We start from the raw sequence: 14853 nt of genomic DNA on the forward strand, positions 1-14853 counted from the left end.
AACCCCGCTCCATCGAACCGGTCGGCTTCAGATGTTGACGATGGGGCAGGTGAGCGTGCGGTCGATGCCCTCCAGCCGCTGGATCCGGGCCACCACCAGAGTCCCCAGAGCGTCGATGTCGTCGGCCTTCGCCTGAACGATCACATCGTAGGGACCGGTGACGTCGTGTGCCTCCTCGACCCCCGCGATCCCCCGGATCCGGTTCGCGACCTCTGCCGCCTGGCCGACCTCGGTCTGGATCAGGATGTACGCCTGCACCATGGTGTCTTCTCCTTCGTGCTGTGCCGGGTGTGAGGTCGAGCGAACGCATCCCCGGCCGAAGGGCACAGCTGATGACGAACGGATGACGAACGTGGGGCTTGACCGCCGGGTCCGGACCACTTGAGCCGGAGCGTCACCGTACCCTGATCTCTGTGTTGAGCACCATTGGGGGACTTGGTGAGTTCGCTCTGATCACACGTGTGACGAGCCAATTCCCCAGTACGGACGATGTAATCCTCGGCCCCGGCGACGATGCCGCGGTCGTGGCCGCACCCGACGGGCGCACGGTCGCGACCACGGACCTCCTCGTCGAGGGCCGCCACTTCAGACGGGAGTGGTCCACCGCCCGGGACGTCGGGCACCGCGCCGTGGCGCAGAACTACGCCGACGTCGTGGCCATGGGCGCCCGTCCCACCGGGCTGCTCATCGGTTTCGCCGCGCCCGCCGACCTTCCACTGGCCTGGGCCGAGGAGTTCACCGCCGGGGTGCGCGAGGAGTGCGCGCTGGCCGGGGGAGCCGTGGTCGGCGGCGACATGGTGGGTTCGGACACCCTGACCATCGCCGTCACCGCCCTCGGTGACCTGGAGGGGCGCGCGCCGGTACGCCGTGACGGGGCCCGCGCGGGGGACGTGGTCGCCTACACCGGGCACCTCGGCCTCTCGGCCGCCGGGCTGGCCCTGCTGGAGCGGGGGATCGACGGCCCCGCGGACTGCCTGTCCGAGCACCGGAGGCCGAGCCCGCCCTACGCCGCGGGCCCCGAGGCCGCCGTGCTGGGCGCGACCGCCATGCTCGACATCAGTGACGGCCTGGCCCAGGACCTGGGGCACATCTGCCGGGCGAGCGGGGTCCGTGTCGACCTGGAGTCGGACGCGCTCCGCCCCGAGCCCGCTCTCCTGGAGGCCGTCCGTGTGCTGGGCGCCCCGGCGGGGAACGCTGTGGCGGCCGCCCGCCGTCTGATGGTGTCGGGCGGAGAGGACCACGCGCTCGCGGCCGTCTTCCCGCCGGAGACCGGGCTCCCGGAGCACTGGCATGCGGTGGGGGTCGTGGCGGAGGCACCTCGGGACGCGGAGGAGGGTTCCGAGCACCCGGTCACCCTGGACGGGGTCGTGGTCGAACGCGGTGGATGGGATCATTTCCGGCAGGAGTGAGTCCCGTTTGGATTTGTCCTGTTTGGCGATCACGCTAGGCTTTGCCAACGCGGCCAGCTCTGCCTACCGGGCGGCCGCCCGGCCTCGTTGGAAAACGGAACCGCGAAGGTCCGCACGAGGAACCACCTCTGATCCGGGAGCCGACGGGTGAGAGCGCAGGAAGGCCAGCGGAGCGGCGTCGGGAGGCGGCATATGGGGCGGCATGGCTAGTCGGCACGGCCCTCGTCGTGGAGCCCACCGCAGCGAACCGGAGAACGCCGGCGCCCTGCGGCGGATCGGCGGACTCATCGAGAGCACGGTCCCCAAACGGGTCGAACCCCCGAGACTGCTCAACGTCCTCATCATCTCCGGGGTGATCCTCGGGCTGCTCCTGTTCGGTTACAGCACCACACAGATCTACCTCCAGTTCGGCGGCACCCCCGGCGCGACGGAGGCCCCCGGCCGCCAGGACGGCGCCGAACCCAGCCATGACGCCTCCCCGGCGCCCGAGGGCGGGGACACCTCCGCCGAGGAGGGCGGCGACGGGCCGCAGGTCCAGGCCGGGACCGAACCCACCACCGTCGTCTACCAGGTGCTGGAGACGACCTCGGTCGGCTTCACCGGCCGCGTCACCGTCACCAACACCTCACAGACCCGGCTCGAGACGTGGGAGCTGGCGCTGGCCTTCGAGTCCGCCGAGGTCACCGAGGTCCGCGACGCTGACTGGGAACCCCTGGAGGACGGGATCCTGGCCCGACCGTCCGGGGTCGGGGGCCAACTCGAACCCGGAGCCTCGGCCTCTCTCACCTTCGACGCGGTCGGTCTCGCCCAGAGCCCCGTCCGGTGCTCCCTCAACGGGCACGTCTGCCGGCTGTGAGCGGGGCCCACTCACCGCGGAAGAGTGGAAGAGGGGGCCGGAAACACGAAGAAGGCCCCCCGACCGGAGTCGGAGGGCTCTTCGAAGACAGCGGGGGAGACCCTAGCGGGCCACCTTGCCAGCCTTGATGCACGAGGTGCACGCGTTCACACGCTTGGGCGTGCCGCCCACGCGGGTGCGAACGGTCTGGATGTTGGGGTTCCAGCGGCGGCGGGTGCGACGGTGCGAGTGGGAAACACTGTTACCGAACCCTGGTCCCTTGCCGCAGACGTCGCAGACGGAAGCCACGGTAACTCCATTCAAGTGCTCGGGATCGCGCACGTCGCCGCACGCGAGAGGTCATCCGACCAGAAGAGGCCGGGCGGGCAGGCTGGCGAGGACGCCAACCGTGGAAGAGTACACGCAGACATGCCCGAAGGTGGAATCAGACCACTGGGAGGCACCCGTACGCGCAACGGTGGAACGCGGTGCGGCCGAAGCCTCGCGCACCCACCGGAGCATCGAGATCAGCCACGCAGGCATGGCGAAAACGCGATGAACTCTGACGAGTATACCGTTCCTGCGGACTGGACGGGATTGGTCCCGTTCAGTCGCACGCCCCGAACGGTCCTGGGCGCACTGGATCCCCGGCGTACTCAGGTCCCGGTTCGGCGACACACATCCTGTGTGGTCCGTTTCCGGAGGCCGGTTTCCTCACGATCCGGCCGTGTGGGCGTGGTCGCAGGTGTGCGGGAGGCCCCAGACCATCGCGCTGGCGGCAAGGGGGCCCGAACACTGACACCAAACCCGGCGTCTCAGATCGCATACACATAGTAACTACATCGGTGTGGCGCCCGCAAAATCACCGTCGCAGCCGGATCCGTTCACGCGCACGCACACCCGTGCACACTCAACGGCGAACAGTCCACCGCCCCTGCCGGGAGGGGCGGTTGCCAGTCCCGGTTCGGCCCCGGACGTCGCACCGGAGGTCTAACGTGGCGTAGACCGATGCACGAGGCCAGGACGGGAACCACAGTGAGCACCTGGGACGAGCCGCTGCGCAAGGGACCACTCGGCGGCAGGACGGCGAAGGCACTCGCCGACAAACTCGATCTGCACACCCTCGGCGACCTGCTGCGCTACTACCCGCGCCGCTACGACCGCAGGGGCGAACTCACCGACCTCGCCCTCCTGAGGGAGGGGGAGGACGTCACCGTGCAGGCCAAGGTGCTGGACGCCAGGCGGCGCACCATCCCCGCCCGTCAGGGGCGCCGACGGATGGACATGATGGAGGCCACCGTCACCGACGGTACCGCCCGCCTGCACCTGACCTTCTTCAACCGGGGCTCCCACCACCAGAACACCCTGGTCCCCGGGCGGCTGGCCATGTTCTCCGGACGGGTCTCCACCTTCAAGGGGCGCCGACAGCTCGACCACCCCGAGTACGTGCTCCTCGACGACGACGGCCTCGAGGGCGAGGCCGCCCGCGCCTACGCGAACGAGCTCATCCCCGTCTACCCGGCGGTCAAGGGCCTGGACTCCGCCACGATCGCCCGCTCGGTCGGGGTCGCCCTGGACTACGCCGTGGACATCCCCGACCCCCTGCCTCCGGAGCTGCGCGCGGACCAGGGGCTGCTCGGCGTGCACGAGGCGCTCCGCAGGATCCACCGGCCCGCGGAGTGGGCCGAGGTCGGCACCGCCCGGCGCCGCCTGAAGTGGGACGAGGCCTTCGTCCTGCAGCTCGCCCTCGCCCAGCGCCGCCGGCAGGCCGGGGAGCTGCCCGCGACCCCCCGCCCCGGCGCGGACGGCGGCCTCCTCGACGCCTTCGACTCCCAGCTCCCCTTCACCCTCACCGAGGGCCAGCGCGAGGTCGGCGATCGGCTGGCGGAACGGCTCGACGCCACCCACCCCATGCACTGCCTGCTCCAGGGGGACGTGGGCGCGGGAAAGACCCTGGTGGCCCTGCGCGCGATGCTGCGGGTGGTGGATTCCGGTGGCCAGGCCGTCATGCTCGCCCCCACCGAGGTCCTCGCCCAGCAGCACCACCGCTCCATCAGCGCGATGCTCGGCGCGCTCGGCCGCGCCGGGCAGCTCGACGGCGCCGAGAACGCCACCCGTATCGCCCTGCTCACCGGTTCCATGAACACCGCGGCCCGCAGGGAGGCCCTGCTGGAGTCCGCCTCCGGCCAGGCCGGGATCGTGGTGGGCACCCACGCCCTGCTCCAGGAGCACGTGTCCTTCGCCGACCTGGGCCTGGTGGTGGTGGACGAACAGCACCGCTTCGGGGTGGAGCAGCGCGACGCCCTGCGGGAGAAGGCCCGGAACGGCCGGCCGCACGTACTGGTGATGACCGCCACACCCATCCCGCGGACGGTCGCCATGACGGTCTACGGGGACCTGGACGTGGTCTCCCTCACCCAGTTGCCCGCGGGGCGTGCCCCCGTCGCCACCCACATCGTCCCCACCAGCGAGAAACCGCACTTCCTCACCCGTGCCTGGGAGCGGATCCGGGAGGAGGTGGGCCAGGGCCGCCAGGCGTTCGTGGTCTGCCCGCGGATCGGCGACGGTTCCGAGGGCTCCGGCGGGGGAGAGGCCGGTGACGAGGTCGACGCTCCGCCGGAGGAGCCGCCGCCCGGGGCCCGCCCGCCGCTCGCGGTGCTGGAGGTGCTCGCCCGGTTGAAGGAGGGCCCGCTGGCCGACGTGCGGGTGGAGGCCCTGCACGGTCGGATGGCTCCGGACGACAAGGAGGCGGTGATGCGCCGCCTCTCGTCCGGGCGGACCGACGTGGTGGTCTCCACCACGGTCATCGAGGTCGGCGTGGACGTACCCAATGCCACGGTCATGGCCGTCATGGACGCCGACCGGTTCGGTATCTCGCAGCTGCACCAGCTGCGCGGCCGGGTCGGCCGGGGCCGGCTGCCCGGGCTCTGCCTGCTGGTCACCGAGTCCGAGGAGGGGACCCCCGCACGCGAGCGGCTGGCCGCGGTGGCCTCGACCACGGACGGGTTCGAACTGTCCCGTGCCGACCTGGAGATGCGCCGCGAGGGCGACGTGCTCGGCGACGCGCAGTCCGGGGCGCGTTCGAGCCTGCGGATGCTCACCCTGGTCCGGGACGAGGAGCTCATCGGCCGGGCCCGGGAGGAGGCCACCCGCCTCGTCGCCCGGGACCCGGAGCTGAAGGGCCACCCGCCCCTGGCCGACGCGCTGGCCGCGCTGCTGCCCGAGGAGCGGGCGGAGTACCTCGACAAGACCTGAACCGCACTACCGTTGTGCCATGACCCGCATCATCGCCGGGGCCGCGGGCGGACGGCGCATCTCCGCCCCAGACGGCCGTACCACCCGACCCACCAGCGACCGGGCCCGCGAGGCCCTGTTCGCCTCCGTCCAGTCCGACCTCGGCTCCCTCGACGGGCTCCGGGTCATGGACCTCTACGCCGGGTCCGGGGCGATCGGCCTGGAGGCCCTGTCGCGCGGGGCTTCGCACGCCCTGCTGGTGGAGGCCGACCGCAGGGCCGCCCGGGTGGTGAAGGAGAACATCGCCACTCTCCGGCTGCCGGGGGCCGAACTGGCCGCGGACCGGGTGGAGCGGGTCCTCGCGCGCGCGAACCCCGGCGCCCCCTACGACCTGGTGGTGGCCGACCCGCCCTACGCGGTCACCGACGAGGAGGTCTCCTCGGTGTTGTCCGCCCTGGTCGGACCCGGGTGGCTGGCCGAGGACGCGGTCCTCGTGGTGGAGCGCTCCAAGCGCGGTGCCGAACCGGTCTGGCCCGAGGGGATCGAGCCCGACCGCAGTCGCAGGTACGGCGAGGCGATCCTCTGGTACGCCCGCACCGCCGGGTAGGAAGCGGCGGTAGGGGCGTTTCCGGTGTTTTGTGCGGGAAGGTTCGGACGACCCGCGCGTGCCGTGGCGACGACCCGGCCCTGGTCGTCCTGGGTGTGAGTACAGACACAATTGTCCGGGGAAAGAACACTAAGCGGGTGTTGCCCGAATTGGTGTACGGGTGAACCCCTACGATCGCGGTACCCGAGAGTAGTTCTTGAGAGGGGCGATCCACCGTGCGCCGAGTCGTCTGTCCGGGTTCCTTCGACCCGGTCACCCACGGTCACATCGACATCATCGGACGAGCCGCCAAACAGTACGACGAGGTCATCGCCGCCGTACTCAACAACGTCAACAAGCGGGGGCTCTTCACCGTCCCCGAGAAGATCGACATGCTCACCGAGGGCACCGCGGGGCTCGGCAACGTCCGGGTCAGCGAGTTCGACGGGCTCCTCGTCGACTTCTGTCGGGAGAACGGCATCGAGACGATCGTCCGCAGCCTGCGCTCCGTCAGCGACTTCGACTACGAACTCCAGATCGCGCAGATGAACTACCAGCTCTCCGGCGTGGAGACCGTCTTCATGACCGCCAACCCCCAGTACTCCTTCCTGTCCTCCAGCCTGGTCCGCGAGATCGCCCAGCACCGAGGCGACGTCTCCAGTCTGGTCACGCCCTACGTCCAGGGCCGCCTCAGGGAGAAGTACGCCGAACGCCACCAGGGGTAGGGGTCGACGGCCCCGCCGGCGGCCTCCGCGCAGCCCTCCTCGGGGGCTGATTTGGGTGGTCGGGGACATGGTAGGTAGAATCTGGGTTTGACCATGGGTGTCGCCGGTCTTCGGCGTGCGCTCAGGCCGGTCAGCACCACCGCGACAACCGACGCCGAGCGCGTCGGAGCCCGCGTGCCCGGCACCCGTTAACTCTTCTGAAAGCGCGATCACTCTGTCTCGTCTAGATGCCCGCGACCCGTACGTGGTCGACACCCGCCAGCTGGGCCGCCAGCCGGGGTCGATGCGGACCGTCAACCGAATCGTGACCGTCCCCGAGGCGTTCGAGACGGCGATGGCCGGCGTGCCCAAGGGGCAGGAGATCGAGCTGGACCTGCGCCTGGAGGCGGTGATGGAGGGTGTCCTCGTCACCGGAACCGCCCACGGGCGGCTCAACGCGGAGTGCTCCCGCTGTCTCGACCCCCTGAGCGAGGAGCTGGAGGCCGACTTCCAGGAGCTGTACCGCTACGCCGCCGACGAGGAAGAGGGCGGCGGAAGTGACGAGGACGCGGGCGACGAGGATGAGGACTACTATCTAGAGGGCGATCTGCTCGACCTCGGACCGGTAATCCGAGACGCCGTCGTGCTCGCGCTCCCACTCTCACCGCTGTGCGGCCCGGACTGCCCCGGCCTGTGCGCCGAGTGCGGGGTCAAACTCGCCGACGCCGGGCCCGACCACGGTCACGGCGACGGTGTCGACCCGCGTTGGGAAGCGCTCCGCTCGATCGCGGAGGATCCCGAACAGCAGTGAGCTCGTGAACCGATCGCGCGCGGTGCCCGCCGGGCACCGTTGACGACCGGAGCACACCCTCCCCGCCACAGCGCGCGGGGTGACCAGATAAGCGACCTCCCGCGACCGCGCGGGGGTGACCCAGGAGGATTGAAGTGGCCGTCCCGAAGCGGAAGATGTCGCGGAGCAACACCCGGACCCGCCGTTCCCAGTGGAAGGCGTCGCGCCCGGTGCTGGTCAACTGCCCGCGCTGCCGTGACCCGAAGCAGCCCCACATCGCGTGCCCGACCTGCGGCACCTACAACAACCGCCAGGTCACCAACCCGGCCTAACCCGCGGATGACAGGCTTCGGGTCCAGCATCCGATCCAGTACTCCCGAGGCGCATCGGGGCGGAACCCACTGAGGGGTCCGCCCCGCAGCGCTGTCAGGGGGAGGGGCTGTCTCGGGGACCCCCGGCCCCGGAGCTTTGTAGAGTGATCTGGAAAACCCTGGGAACAAACCTTCCCGGGGCACCCCAACACCGGTGATCCGGGTTCCGTACGGACTCCCGAGATCGTGGTGGCCGCCGGGGGAGCGACCGCTCCCGCGACGATCACCTCGTTTTCGAGCGTCCTGGCCGGACCGGAGACCCCTCCACCTCCGCGTGCCGCGCACCGGCACGCCCGACAGGGAAGCGAACTCGCGTGGCCAGCCAACTCTCCGTCTCCGAAGCCAAGTCGTTCCATCAGGCGATCGGGGTCGAGGTCGACCCCAAGATCCTGCTCCGAGCCCTGACCCACCGCTCCTACGCCTACGAGAAGGGCGGTCTGCCCACCAACGAGCGCCTGGAGTTCCTCGGCGACTCCGTGCTCGGCCTGGTGGTCACCGACACCCTCTTCCGCAAGCACCCGGACCTGCCCGAGGGCCAACTCGCCAAGCTGCGCGCCGCCGTGGTCAACATGCGTGCCCTCGCCGACGTCGCGCGGGGGCTGGGCATCGGCACCTACATCCGGCTCGGCCGGGGTGAGGAGGGTACCGGGGGCCGGGACAAGTCCTCGATCCTCGCGGACACCCTCGAAGCCATCATCGGCGCGGTCTACCTGGACCGCGGCCTCGACGTGGCCTCGGAGTTCGTGCACCGCCTCTTCGACCCGCTCATCGCCACCGCCTCCGGGCTGGGCGCCGGGCTGGACTGGAAGACCTCCCTCCAGGAGCTCACCGCCGCCCAGATGCTCGGTGTGCCCGAGTACCACGTCGACGAGAGCGGCCCCGACCACCAGAAGACCTTCCGTGCCACCGTCCGGGTGGCGGGGGAGAGCTACGGCCTGGGTGAGGGCCGCAGCAAGAAGGAGGCCGAACAGCAGGCCGCCGAGTCCGCCTGGAAGGCCATCCGCGCCCGTGCGGACGCCGCCGAGAAGGCCAAGGGCAAGGCCCCCGGCCAGGGGCAGGGCTGAGGAATGCCGGAGCTCCCCGAGGTGGAGGTCGTCCGACGCGGCCTCAGCGAGCACGCGGTGGGACGGCGGATCGGTCCCGTCGAGGTGCTGCACCCGCGTTCGGTCCGCCGGCACGTGCCGGGCCCCGCCGACTTCGCCGGACGCCTGACCGGCCAGATCCCCACCGCGGTCCGTCGCCGGGGCAAGTACATGTGGCTCGTCCTGGACAGCGGTGACATGCTCCTCGCCCATCTGGGGATGAGCGGGCAGATGCTGGTGCAGCCGCAGGGCAAGCCGGACGAGAGGCACCTGCGAGTGCGCCTGCCCCTGGCAGACGGCAACGAACTGCGCTTCGTCGACCAGCGCACCTTCGGTCACCTGTTGGTGGACCACGCGGGGGAGCACGCCGAGGTGCCCTCGTCGGTGGACCACATCGCCCTGGACCCGTTGGACCCCGGTTTCGTCCCGGAGGCGTTCGTCCGGGCGCTGCGAGCCAAGCGGACCGAGGTCAAGCGGGCCCTGCTCGACCAGTCGCTGATCAGCGGCGTGGGTAACATCTACGCGGACGAGGCGCTCTGGCGGGCGCGGCTGCACTGGGCCCGGTCCACCCGGGGGCTGACCAACGACCAGGCCAGGGAACTGCTCGGCCACGTCAGCGACGTGATGACCGAGGCCCTGGAGGTGGGCGGCACCACCTTCGACGGGCTGTACGTCAACGTCAACGGGGAGAGCGGGTACTTCGAACGCGGGCTCAACGCCTACGGGCGGCGGGACCGGCCCTGCGGGCGCTGCGGCACACCGATCGTGCGCGAGGCCTTCATGAACCGTTCGTCGTTCAGCTGCCCGAGCTGCCAGCGGGCTCCGCGCCCGCGTCCCTGAGGCGGGCGTTCCTGCGGGCCCGGGTCCCAGACCGGCGGAGAGGCCCGCGGGAGTGGTCGATATGTCCGACCGTGTGCCCGAAAGGGCTTTCGGGGCGTGTCGGTGAGGAAAGTGTCTCCGTGAAGTAAGGGAGAGTTCGGGGCCGTGAGGAAAGAGGAAGAGCCCGTCCGGTTGACCGCGTGGGTGCGCGGACGGGTCCAGGGCGTGGGTTTCCGCTGGTGGGTGCGGTCTCGGGGATTGGAGTCGGGTCTGACCGGAGCCGCCACCAACCTGGACGACGGCCGGGTCGAGGTCGTCGCGGAAGGGCCCAAGGAGGGCTGCGAGAGGCTCCTGGGGCACCTGAGAAGCGGAGAAACCCCCGGGCGGGTGGACTCCGTGGTCGAACGCTGGTCTCCGGCGGGGGGTTCCTTCGACGGTTTCGTCGAACGGTGAGTATGCTGGAAGGGTAACGCGGTCCGAGCATCGACCGTGGGGCGGCGCGGCCGAGCGGTAGCCGGGCGCCGCGACACACGGACCACCGCGCAAGCCGTTTCCGGGCTCTGCGTACCGGCTCCGCCGGGGGTGGATCATGTTCGTACCGTGCGATACCACATGCCCTGGGCGTTTTCGTCTGGGCTGTGGTCGTTACGGACCGTTGTAATCCAATCTTGACCAGTGGCGCGCAGAGTGAGACTCTGGAAGATACATCGCGCATCTTCTGCCCGTGTGGTCGGCCCACGGCAGGTGGGACCGGCAGGGACACGGGTCACGTACGCGCGCATCACTACTGGTCACTCACTGTGGAGGACCCACACCATGGCGAAGGCTCTGTTTGGCCACGTTGGCGGCTCCGACCCGCGTATGGTCTCGGAGATGCGACGTCTCCAGAAGCGGGTACGCGACCTTGAGGACGAGATCAGCCGTCTTCAGGCCCAGAACGACCAGCTCAGCATGGCCGTCACCGACGTCGCTGGCGCGACCGACCGCGAGCCCGCGCTCGCCTGATTTCCGTTTCACCGTCGTGGGGTCGCGGGATGTGGCCCGTACACGACACCGTTGATCCGCTGATGATCCACTGACGGGGACGCCGAACGCATCACAGGCGTCCCTGGCCGGATCACTGACGAAACCCGGTCGTCGCGGACCGGGAACCAGTGGAAATCCGCCGTACGCTTTTCCTTTCCCTTACGGCTTCTTTACCGTTGTACCCGGCGGGCCCCTGCGCAACCCTCCGTGTCCGCCGGATATCCCCCCTCCTTCAGTCCCGCCGGGCCTCTGCTCGCCTCCGGCCGACGGTGGTGCAGGTCATCGGCCCCGGGTCTTCCCAACACCGCCCCTCGGTCACCGCTTCGTGGCACCCTTGTTGTCGGCCCCGTGGCGACCGCCCGTGGCAGGAACGGTGACCGACGTGGGAGGCGCGGGTGTACCTGAAGAATCTGACGCTACGCGGCTTCAAGTCGTTCGCGTCGGCCACCACCCTGCGCTTCGAGCCCGGGATCACCTGTGTGGTGGGGCCCAACGGCTCGGGCAAGTCCAACGTCGTCGACGCCCTGTCCTGGGTGATGGGCGAACAGGGGGCCAAGTCCCTGCGCGGCGGCAAGATGGAGGACGTGATCTTCGCGGGCACCTCCACCCGCCAGGCGCTGGGCCGCGCCGAGGTCAACCTCACCATCGACAACACCGACGGCGCCCTGCCGATCGACTACACCGAGGTCACCATCAGGCGGACGATGTTCCGCAACGGCGGCTCGGAGTACGCGATCAACGGCGACACCTGCCGACTGCTCGACATCCAGGACCTGCTCAGCGACTCCGGCATCGGCCGCGAGATGCACGTCATCGTCGGCCAGGGCCAGTTGGACACCGTCCTGCACGCCGGGCCCGAGGAACGCCGCGCCCTCATCGAGGAGGCGGCGGGCATCCTCAAGCACCGCAAACGCAAAGAGAAGGCGATCCGCAAGCTCAACGCGATGCAGGGCAACCTGGACCGCGTCACCGACCTCACCGCCGAACTGCGCCGCCAGCTCAAGCCCCTGGGCCGGCAGGCCGAACTCGCCCGCAGAGCCGCCGTCATCCAGGCCGACCTGCGCGACGCCCGGCTGCGCCTGCTCGCCGACGACATCGTCACCCTCACCGACCAGCTGGCCAAGGAGGAGGCTGACGAGAAGGAGGTCCTGGCGCACCGGAAGGCCGCCGAGGCCTCCCTCAACCAGGCCCAGGCCCGTGAGGCCGAACTGGACGAGCGGGCCACCGCCGCCGCTCCGGTCCTGGCCCGGGCCACCGAGACCTACCACGCGTTGTCCCGGCTCACCGAACGCCTCGAAGCCGTACGCGGGTTGGCGACCGAACGCCACCGGAACCTGGTCGCGGTGCAGGGCGAGGTCGTCCAGCGCCGCGACCCCGAGGAACTGGAGATGGAGGCCGAGGAGGCCGCCGCCCAGGAGGAGGAACTCCAGACCCGGCTGGAGGAGGCCCGCGAGGTCCTGGAGGCCGGCGTCACCGAGCGCTCCGCCGCGGAGGACGCTCTGCACCGCGAGGAGCGCCGGCTGGAGGCCGCCTCCCGCGCCGCGGCCGAACGCCGGGAGGTCATCGTCCGCAAGAGTGCCGGAGTGGAGAGCCTTCGGGGGCGGCTGACCTCGCAGGAGAGCGAGATCAGCCGGTTGGAGGAGGCCGCCCGGCAGGCCGCCGAACGAGCCGTCGCCGCCCAGGCCGAGTACGAGATGGCAGCCGAGGAGGCCGCCGGGCTGGACGAGGGCGACGCCGAGCTCGACCAGACCCAGGAGCGTTTCACCCGCCGTCTGTCGGCCGTGGACGCCGAGCTCAACGAGCTCCGCGACGCCGAACGCACCGCCGAGGGCGAGCGTGCCGCGCTGGCCGCCCGCAAGGAGGCCCTCGAACTGGGGCTGGCGCACAAGGACGGCGCCGGGACCCTGCTGGAGGCCGGACTTCCCGGCATGCTCGGCAGCCTCGCCGCCCTCGTGCAGGTCGATCCCGGCCACGAGACCGCCGTCGCCGCGGCCTTCGGGGCGGCGGCGGGGGCCGTCGCCGTCCGCGACGAGGCCGGCGCCATCGCGGCCCTGGAACTCCTCAAGTCCGAGGACGCCGGGCGGGCCGGGATCGTGGTGGCGCGCGCCATTCCCTCCGCGGACCGCGCCGACTGGCCGTCCCTGCCCGGCGGCGTGCGCTACGCCGCCGACGCCGTCTCCGCGCCCGAGGACCTGTCCGACGCGGTCCACGCGCTGCTCGACCGGGTGGCCCTGGCCTCCGACGCCCGTGGTGCCCGTGACCTGGTCCGCGCACTGCCCGGGGTCCGCGCGGTCACCCCCGAAGGTGACGTGTTCGCCGCTGAGATGGTCCACGGCGGTACCGCGGCCGCGCCCAGCCTCCTGGAGGTCCAGGCGGCGGTCGACGAGGCTGCCGAACAGTTGGAGGCCGCCACCGAGGCGGCCAAGCACGTGGCCGTGGAGCTGGACGCCAAGAAACACGAGCGGGCCGAGATCGCCGCCGCCGCGGAGGAGGTCACGGCGCGGCGCCGGCAGAGTGACCGCAGGCGCAACGAGTCCGCGCAGCGGCTGGGCAAGCTGGGCGGACAGGCCCGCTCCGCCGAGGCCGAGTCCGAACGCTACGCCGCGGCCGCCGAGAAGGCCGCCGCCTCGCGTGGCGAGGACGCCCGGAAGTTGGAGCGCCTGGAGGAGGAACTGGCCGAGGCCGAGGAGATCGCCGCCGCCGTCGACGAGGAGGCGCCCGACGCCGACCACCGCGACGAGCTCGCCGCGCTGGCCTCCCGCGCCCGCGCCACCGAGATGGAGCGCCGGCTGGCCGTGCGCACCGCCGAGGAGAGGGCCCGTTCCATCGCGGGCCGGGCCGACGCGCTGCTCGCCCAGGCCGCCGAGGAGCGCCGCGCCGTGGAGCGCGAGGCCGAGCGGCGCCGCGAACGTGCCGCGCAGGCCACCGTCGCCCGGGCGGTGGCGGAGAGCGCACGGTTGGCCCTGGAGCGGATCGCCGTGTCCCTGGCCGCGGCCGAGAGCGAGCGGGTGGCCGCCGAGGCCGAACGCGAGGCCCGCGAGGGCGAACTCAGGACCGTGCGCGCCCGGGTCCGGGAGCTGTCCGTGGAACTGGAGAAGCTCACCAGCTCCGCGCACAGCGGCGAGGTGGCCAGGGCCGAGCGCCGGATGCGCCTGGAGCAGTTGGAGACCAAGGCGGTGGAGGAGCTGGGTGTGGACGTGCCCGCTCTGGTCGCCGAGTACGGCCCCCGGGTCCCGGTGCCGCCGCCGGTGGACGCGGGGGAGGAGGCGGTACCGCTGCCGTACGTCCGCGAGGTGCAGGCCAAACGGCTCAGGGCCGCCGAACGCCAGCTCAACCAGCTCGGCAAGATCAACCCGCTCGCGCTGGAGGAGTTCGCGGCGCTGGAGGAGCGGCACGCCTTCCTCAACGCGCAGTTGGAGGACCTCAAGAAGACCCGCCGGGACCTGATGGACATCGTCGCCGAGGTGGACGCCCGGGTGCAGGAGGTGTTCTCCGCCGCCTACCTGGACGTGGAGCGGGAGTTCGCGGCGATCTTCGGCAGGCTGTTCCCCGGCGGTGAGGGCAAACTGGTGCTGACCACGCCGGAGGACATGCTGACCACCGGTATCGAGGTGGAGGCCCGACCGCCGGGCAAGAAGGTCAAGCGGCTGTCGCTGCTCTCCGGCGGTGAGCGTTCGCTGACCGCGGTGGCCTTCCTCGCCGCCATCTTCAAGGCCCGTCCGTCGCCCTTCTACGTGATGGACGAGGTGGAGGCGGCCCTGGACGACACCAACCTCCAGCGTCTGCTGGTGATCTTCGAGGAACTGAGGGAGTCCTCGCAGCTCATCGTCATCACGCACCAGAAGCGCACGATGGAGTCGGCCGACGCGCTGTACGGCGTCACCATGCAGGGTGACGGTATCTCCCAGGTCATCAGCCAGAAGCTCGACCGCCCGGCCTGAGCCCGCCCTTCCGGGGCCGGTTCCTGCGGGACCGGCCGGCGGACACCGCACACGCA

Annotated in this window: 14 protein-coding genes; 12 read left to right on the forward strand and 2 right to left on the reverse strand. The window is 71.0% G+C overall.

What is annotated here, in order from left to right; translation table 11 throughout:
• Window positions 1-27: 27 nt before the first annotated feature.
• Window positions 28-261 carry an Lrp/AsnC family transcriptional regulator gene (locus ACUKCB_RS26490; protein WP_191274267.1) on the reverse strand — a complete coding sequence of 78 codons (234 nt, stop codon included), beginning with the start codon at window positions 259-261 and terminating at the stop codon, window positions 28-30.
• A 152-nt stretch (window positions 262-413) separates the two neighbouring features.
• Between ACUKCB_RS26490 and ACUKCB_RS26495 the strand changes: the two genes are divergently transcribed.
• Window positions 414-1409 carry a thiamine-phosphate kinase gene (locus ACUKCB_RS26495; protein ID WP_473038251.1) on the forward strand — a complete coding sequence of 332 codons (996 nt, stop codon included), beginning with the start codon at window positions 414-416 and terminating at the stop codon, window positions 1407-1409.
• Between the two features lie 202 nt (window positions 1410-1611).
• Window positions 1612-2265 carry a cellulose binding domain-containing protein gene (locus ACUKCB_RS26500; protein ID WP_473038252.1) on the forward strand — a complete coding sequence of 218 codons (654 nt, stop codon included), beginning with the start codon at window positions 1612-1614 and terminating at the stop codon, window positions 2263-2265.
• A gap of 102 nt (window positions 2266-2367) precedes the next feature.
• Here ACUKCB_RS26500 and rpmB read toward each other — a convergent pair whose 3' ends face one another.
• A complete protein-coding gene (gene rpmB, locus ACUKCB_RS26505; protein WP_073704548.1) occupies window positions 2368-2553 on the reverse strand; it encodes a 50S ribosomal protein L28 in 186 nt (61 codons plus the stop codon).
• A 726-nt stretch (window positions 2554-3279) separates the two neighbouring features.
• Between rpmB and recG the strand changes: the two genes are divergently transcribed.
• The 10 genes from recG to smc all read left to right on the forward strand — a co-directional run bounded on the left by recG (window position 3280) and on the right by smc (window position 14797).
• Window positions 3280-5499 (forward strand): ATP-dependent DNA helicase RecG, encoded by a 2220-nt coding sequence (gene recG, locus ACUKCB_RS26510; RefSeq protein WP_473038253.1) that lies wholly within the window; start codon window positions 3280-3282, stop codon window positions 5497-5499.
• A gap of 19 nt (window positions 5500-5518) precedes the next feature.
• A complete protein-coding gene (rsmD, locus tag ACUKCB_RS26515; protein WP_473038254.1) occupies window positions 5519-6085 on the forward strand; it encodes a 16S rRNA (guanine(966)-N(2))-methyltransferase RsmD in 567 nt (188 codons plus the stop codon).
• A 215-nt stretch (window positions 6086-6300) separates the two neighbouring features.
• On the forward strand, window positions 6301-6789 hold the full coding sequence (coaD, locus tag ACUKCB_RS26520; RefSeq protein ID WP_473038255.1) for a pantetheine-phosphate adenylyltransferase: 489 nt from the start codon (window positions 6301-6303) through the stop codon (window positions 6787-6789).
• Between the two features lie 244 nt (window positions 6790-7033).
• Entirely contained in the window at window positions 7034-7579 is a 546-nt protein-coding gene (locus ACUKCB_RS26525; RefSeq protein ID WP_473038256.1) for a YceD family protein, read from the forward strand.
• 134 nt (window positions 7580-7713) lie between these two features.
• The gene (gene rpmF / locus ACUKCB_RS26530) at window positions 7714-7890 is read left to right on the forward strand and encodes a 50S ribosomal protein L32 (protein ID WP_013151268.1); all 177 of its coding nucleotides are present in this window, start codon (window positions 7714-7716) and stop codon (window positions 7888-7890) included.
• A gap of 353 nt (window positions 7891-8243) precedes the next feature.
• Entirely contained in the window at window positions 8244-8993 is a 750-nt protein-coding gene (gene rnc, locus ACUKCB_RS26535) for a ribonuclease III (RefSeq protein ID WP_473038257.1), read from the forward strand.
• Between the two features lie 3 nt (window positions 8994-8996).
• On the forward strand, window positions 8997-9851 hold the full coding sequence (gene mutM, locus ACUKCB_RS26540; protein ID WP_473038259.1) for a bifunctional DNA-formamidopyrimidine glycosylase/DNA-(apurinic or apyrimidinic site) lyase: 855 nt from the start codon (window positions 8997-8999) through the stop codon (window positions 9849-9851).
• A gap of 144 nt (window positions 9852-9995) precedes the next feature.
• Entirely contained in the window at window positions 9996-10283 is a 288-nt protein-coding gene (locus tag ACUKCB_RS26545; protein ID WP_473038260.1) for an acylphosphatase, read from the forward strand.
• A 363-nt stretch (window positions 10284-10646) separates the two neighbouring features.
• A complete protein-coding gene (locus ACUKCB_RS26550) occupies window positions 10647-10835 on the forward strand; it encodes a hypothetical protein (RefSeq protein ID WP_191274288.1) in 189 nt (62 codons plus the stop codon).
• A 416-nt stretch (window positions 10836-11251) separates the two neighbouring features.
• Window positions 11252-14797 (forward strand): chromosome segregation protein SMC, encoded by a 3546-nt coding sequence (smc, locus tag ACUKCB_RS26555; RefSeq protein WP_473038261.1) that lies wholly within the window; start codon window positions 11252-11254, stop codon window positions 14795-14797.
• Window positions 14798-14853 lie beyond the last annotated feature (56 nt).

This window comes from Nocardiopsis moroccensis, assembly GCF_055763695.1.

Coding starts and splice junctions, on each gene's coding strand:
- ACUKCB_RS26490 (WP_191274267.1), bottom strand. CDS start 261: ATGGTGCAGGCGTACATCCTGATCCAGACCGAGGTCGGCCAGGCGGCA.
- ACUKCB_RS26500 (WP_473038252.1), top strand. CDS start 1,612: ATGGCTAGTCGGCACGGCCCTCGTCGTGGAGCCCACCGCAGCGAACCG.
- rsmD (WP_473038254.1), top strand. CDS start 5,519: ATGACCCGCATCATCGCCGGGGCCGCGGGCGGACGGCGCATCTCCGCC.
- mutM (WP_473038259.1), top strand. CDS start 8,997: ATGCCGGAGCTCCCCGAGGTGGAGGTCGTCCGACGCGGCCTCAGCGAG.
- ACUKCB_RS26550 (WP_191274288.1), top strand. CDS start 10,647: ATGGCGAAGGCTCTGTTTGGCCACGTTGGCGGCTCCGACCCGCGTATG.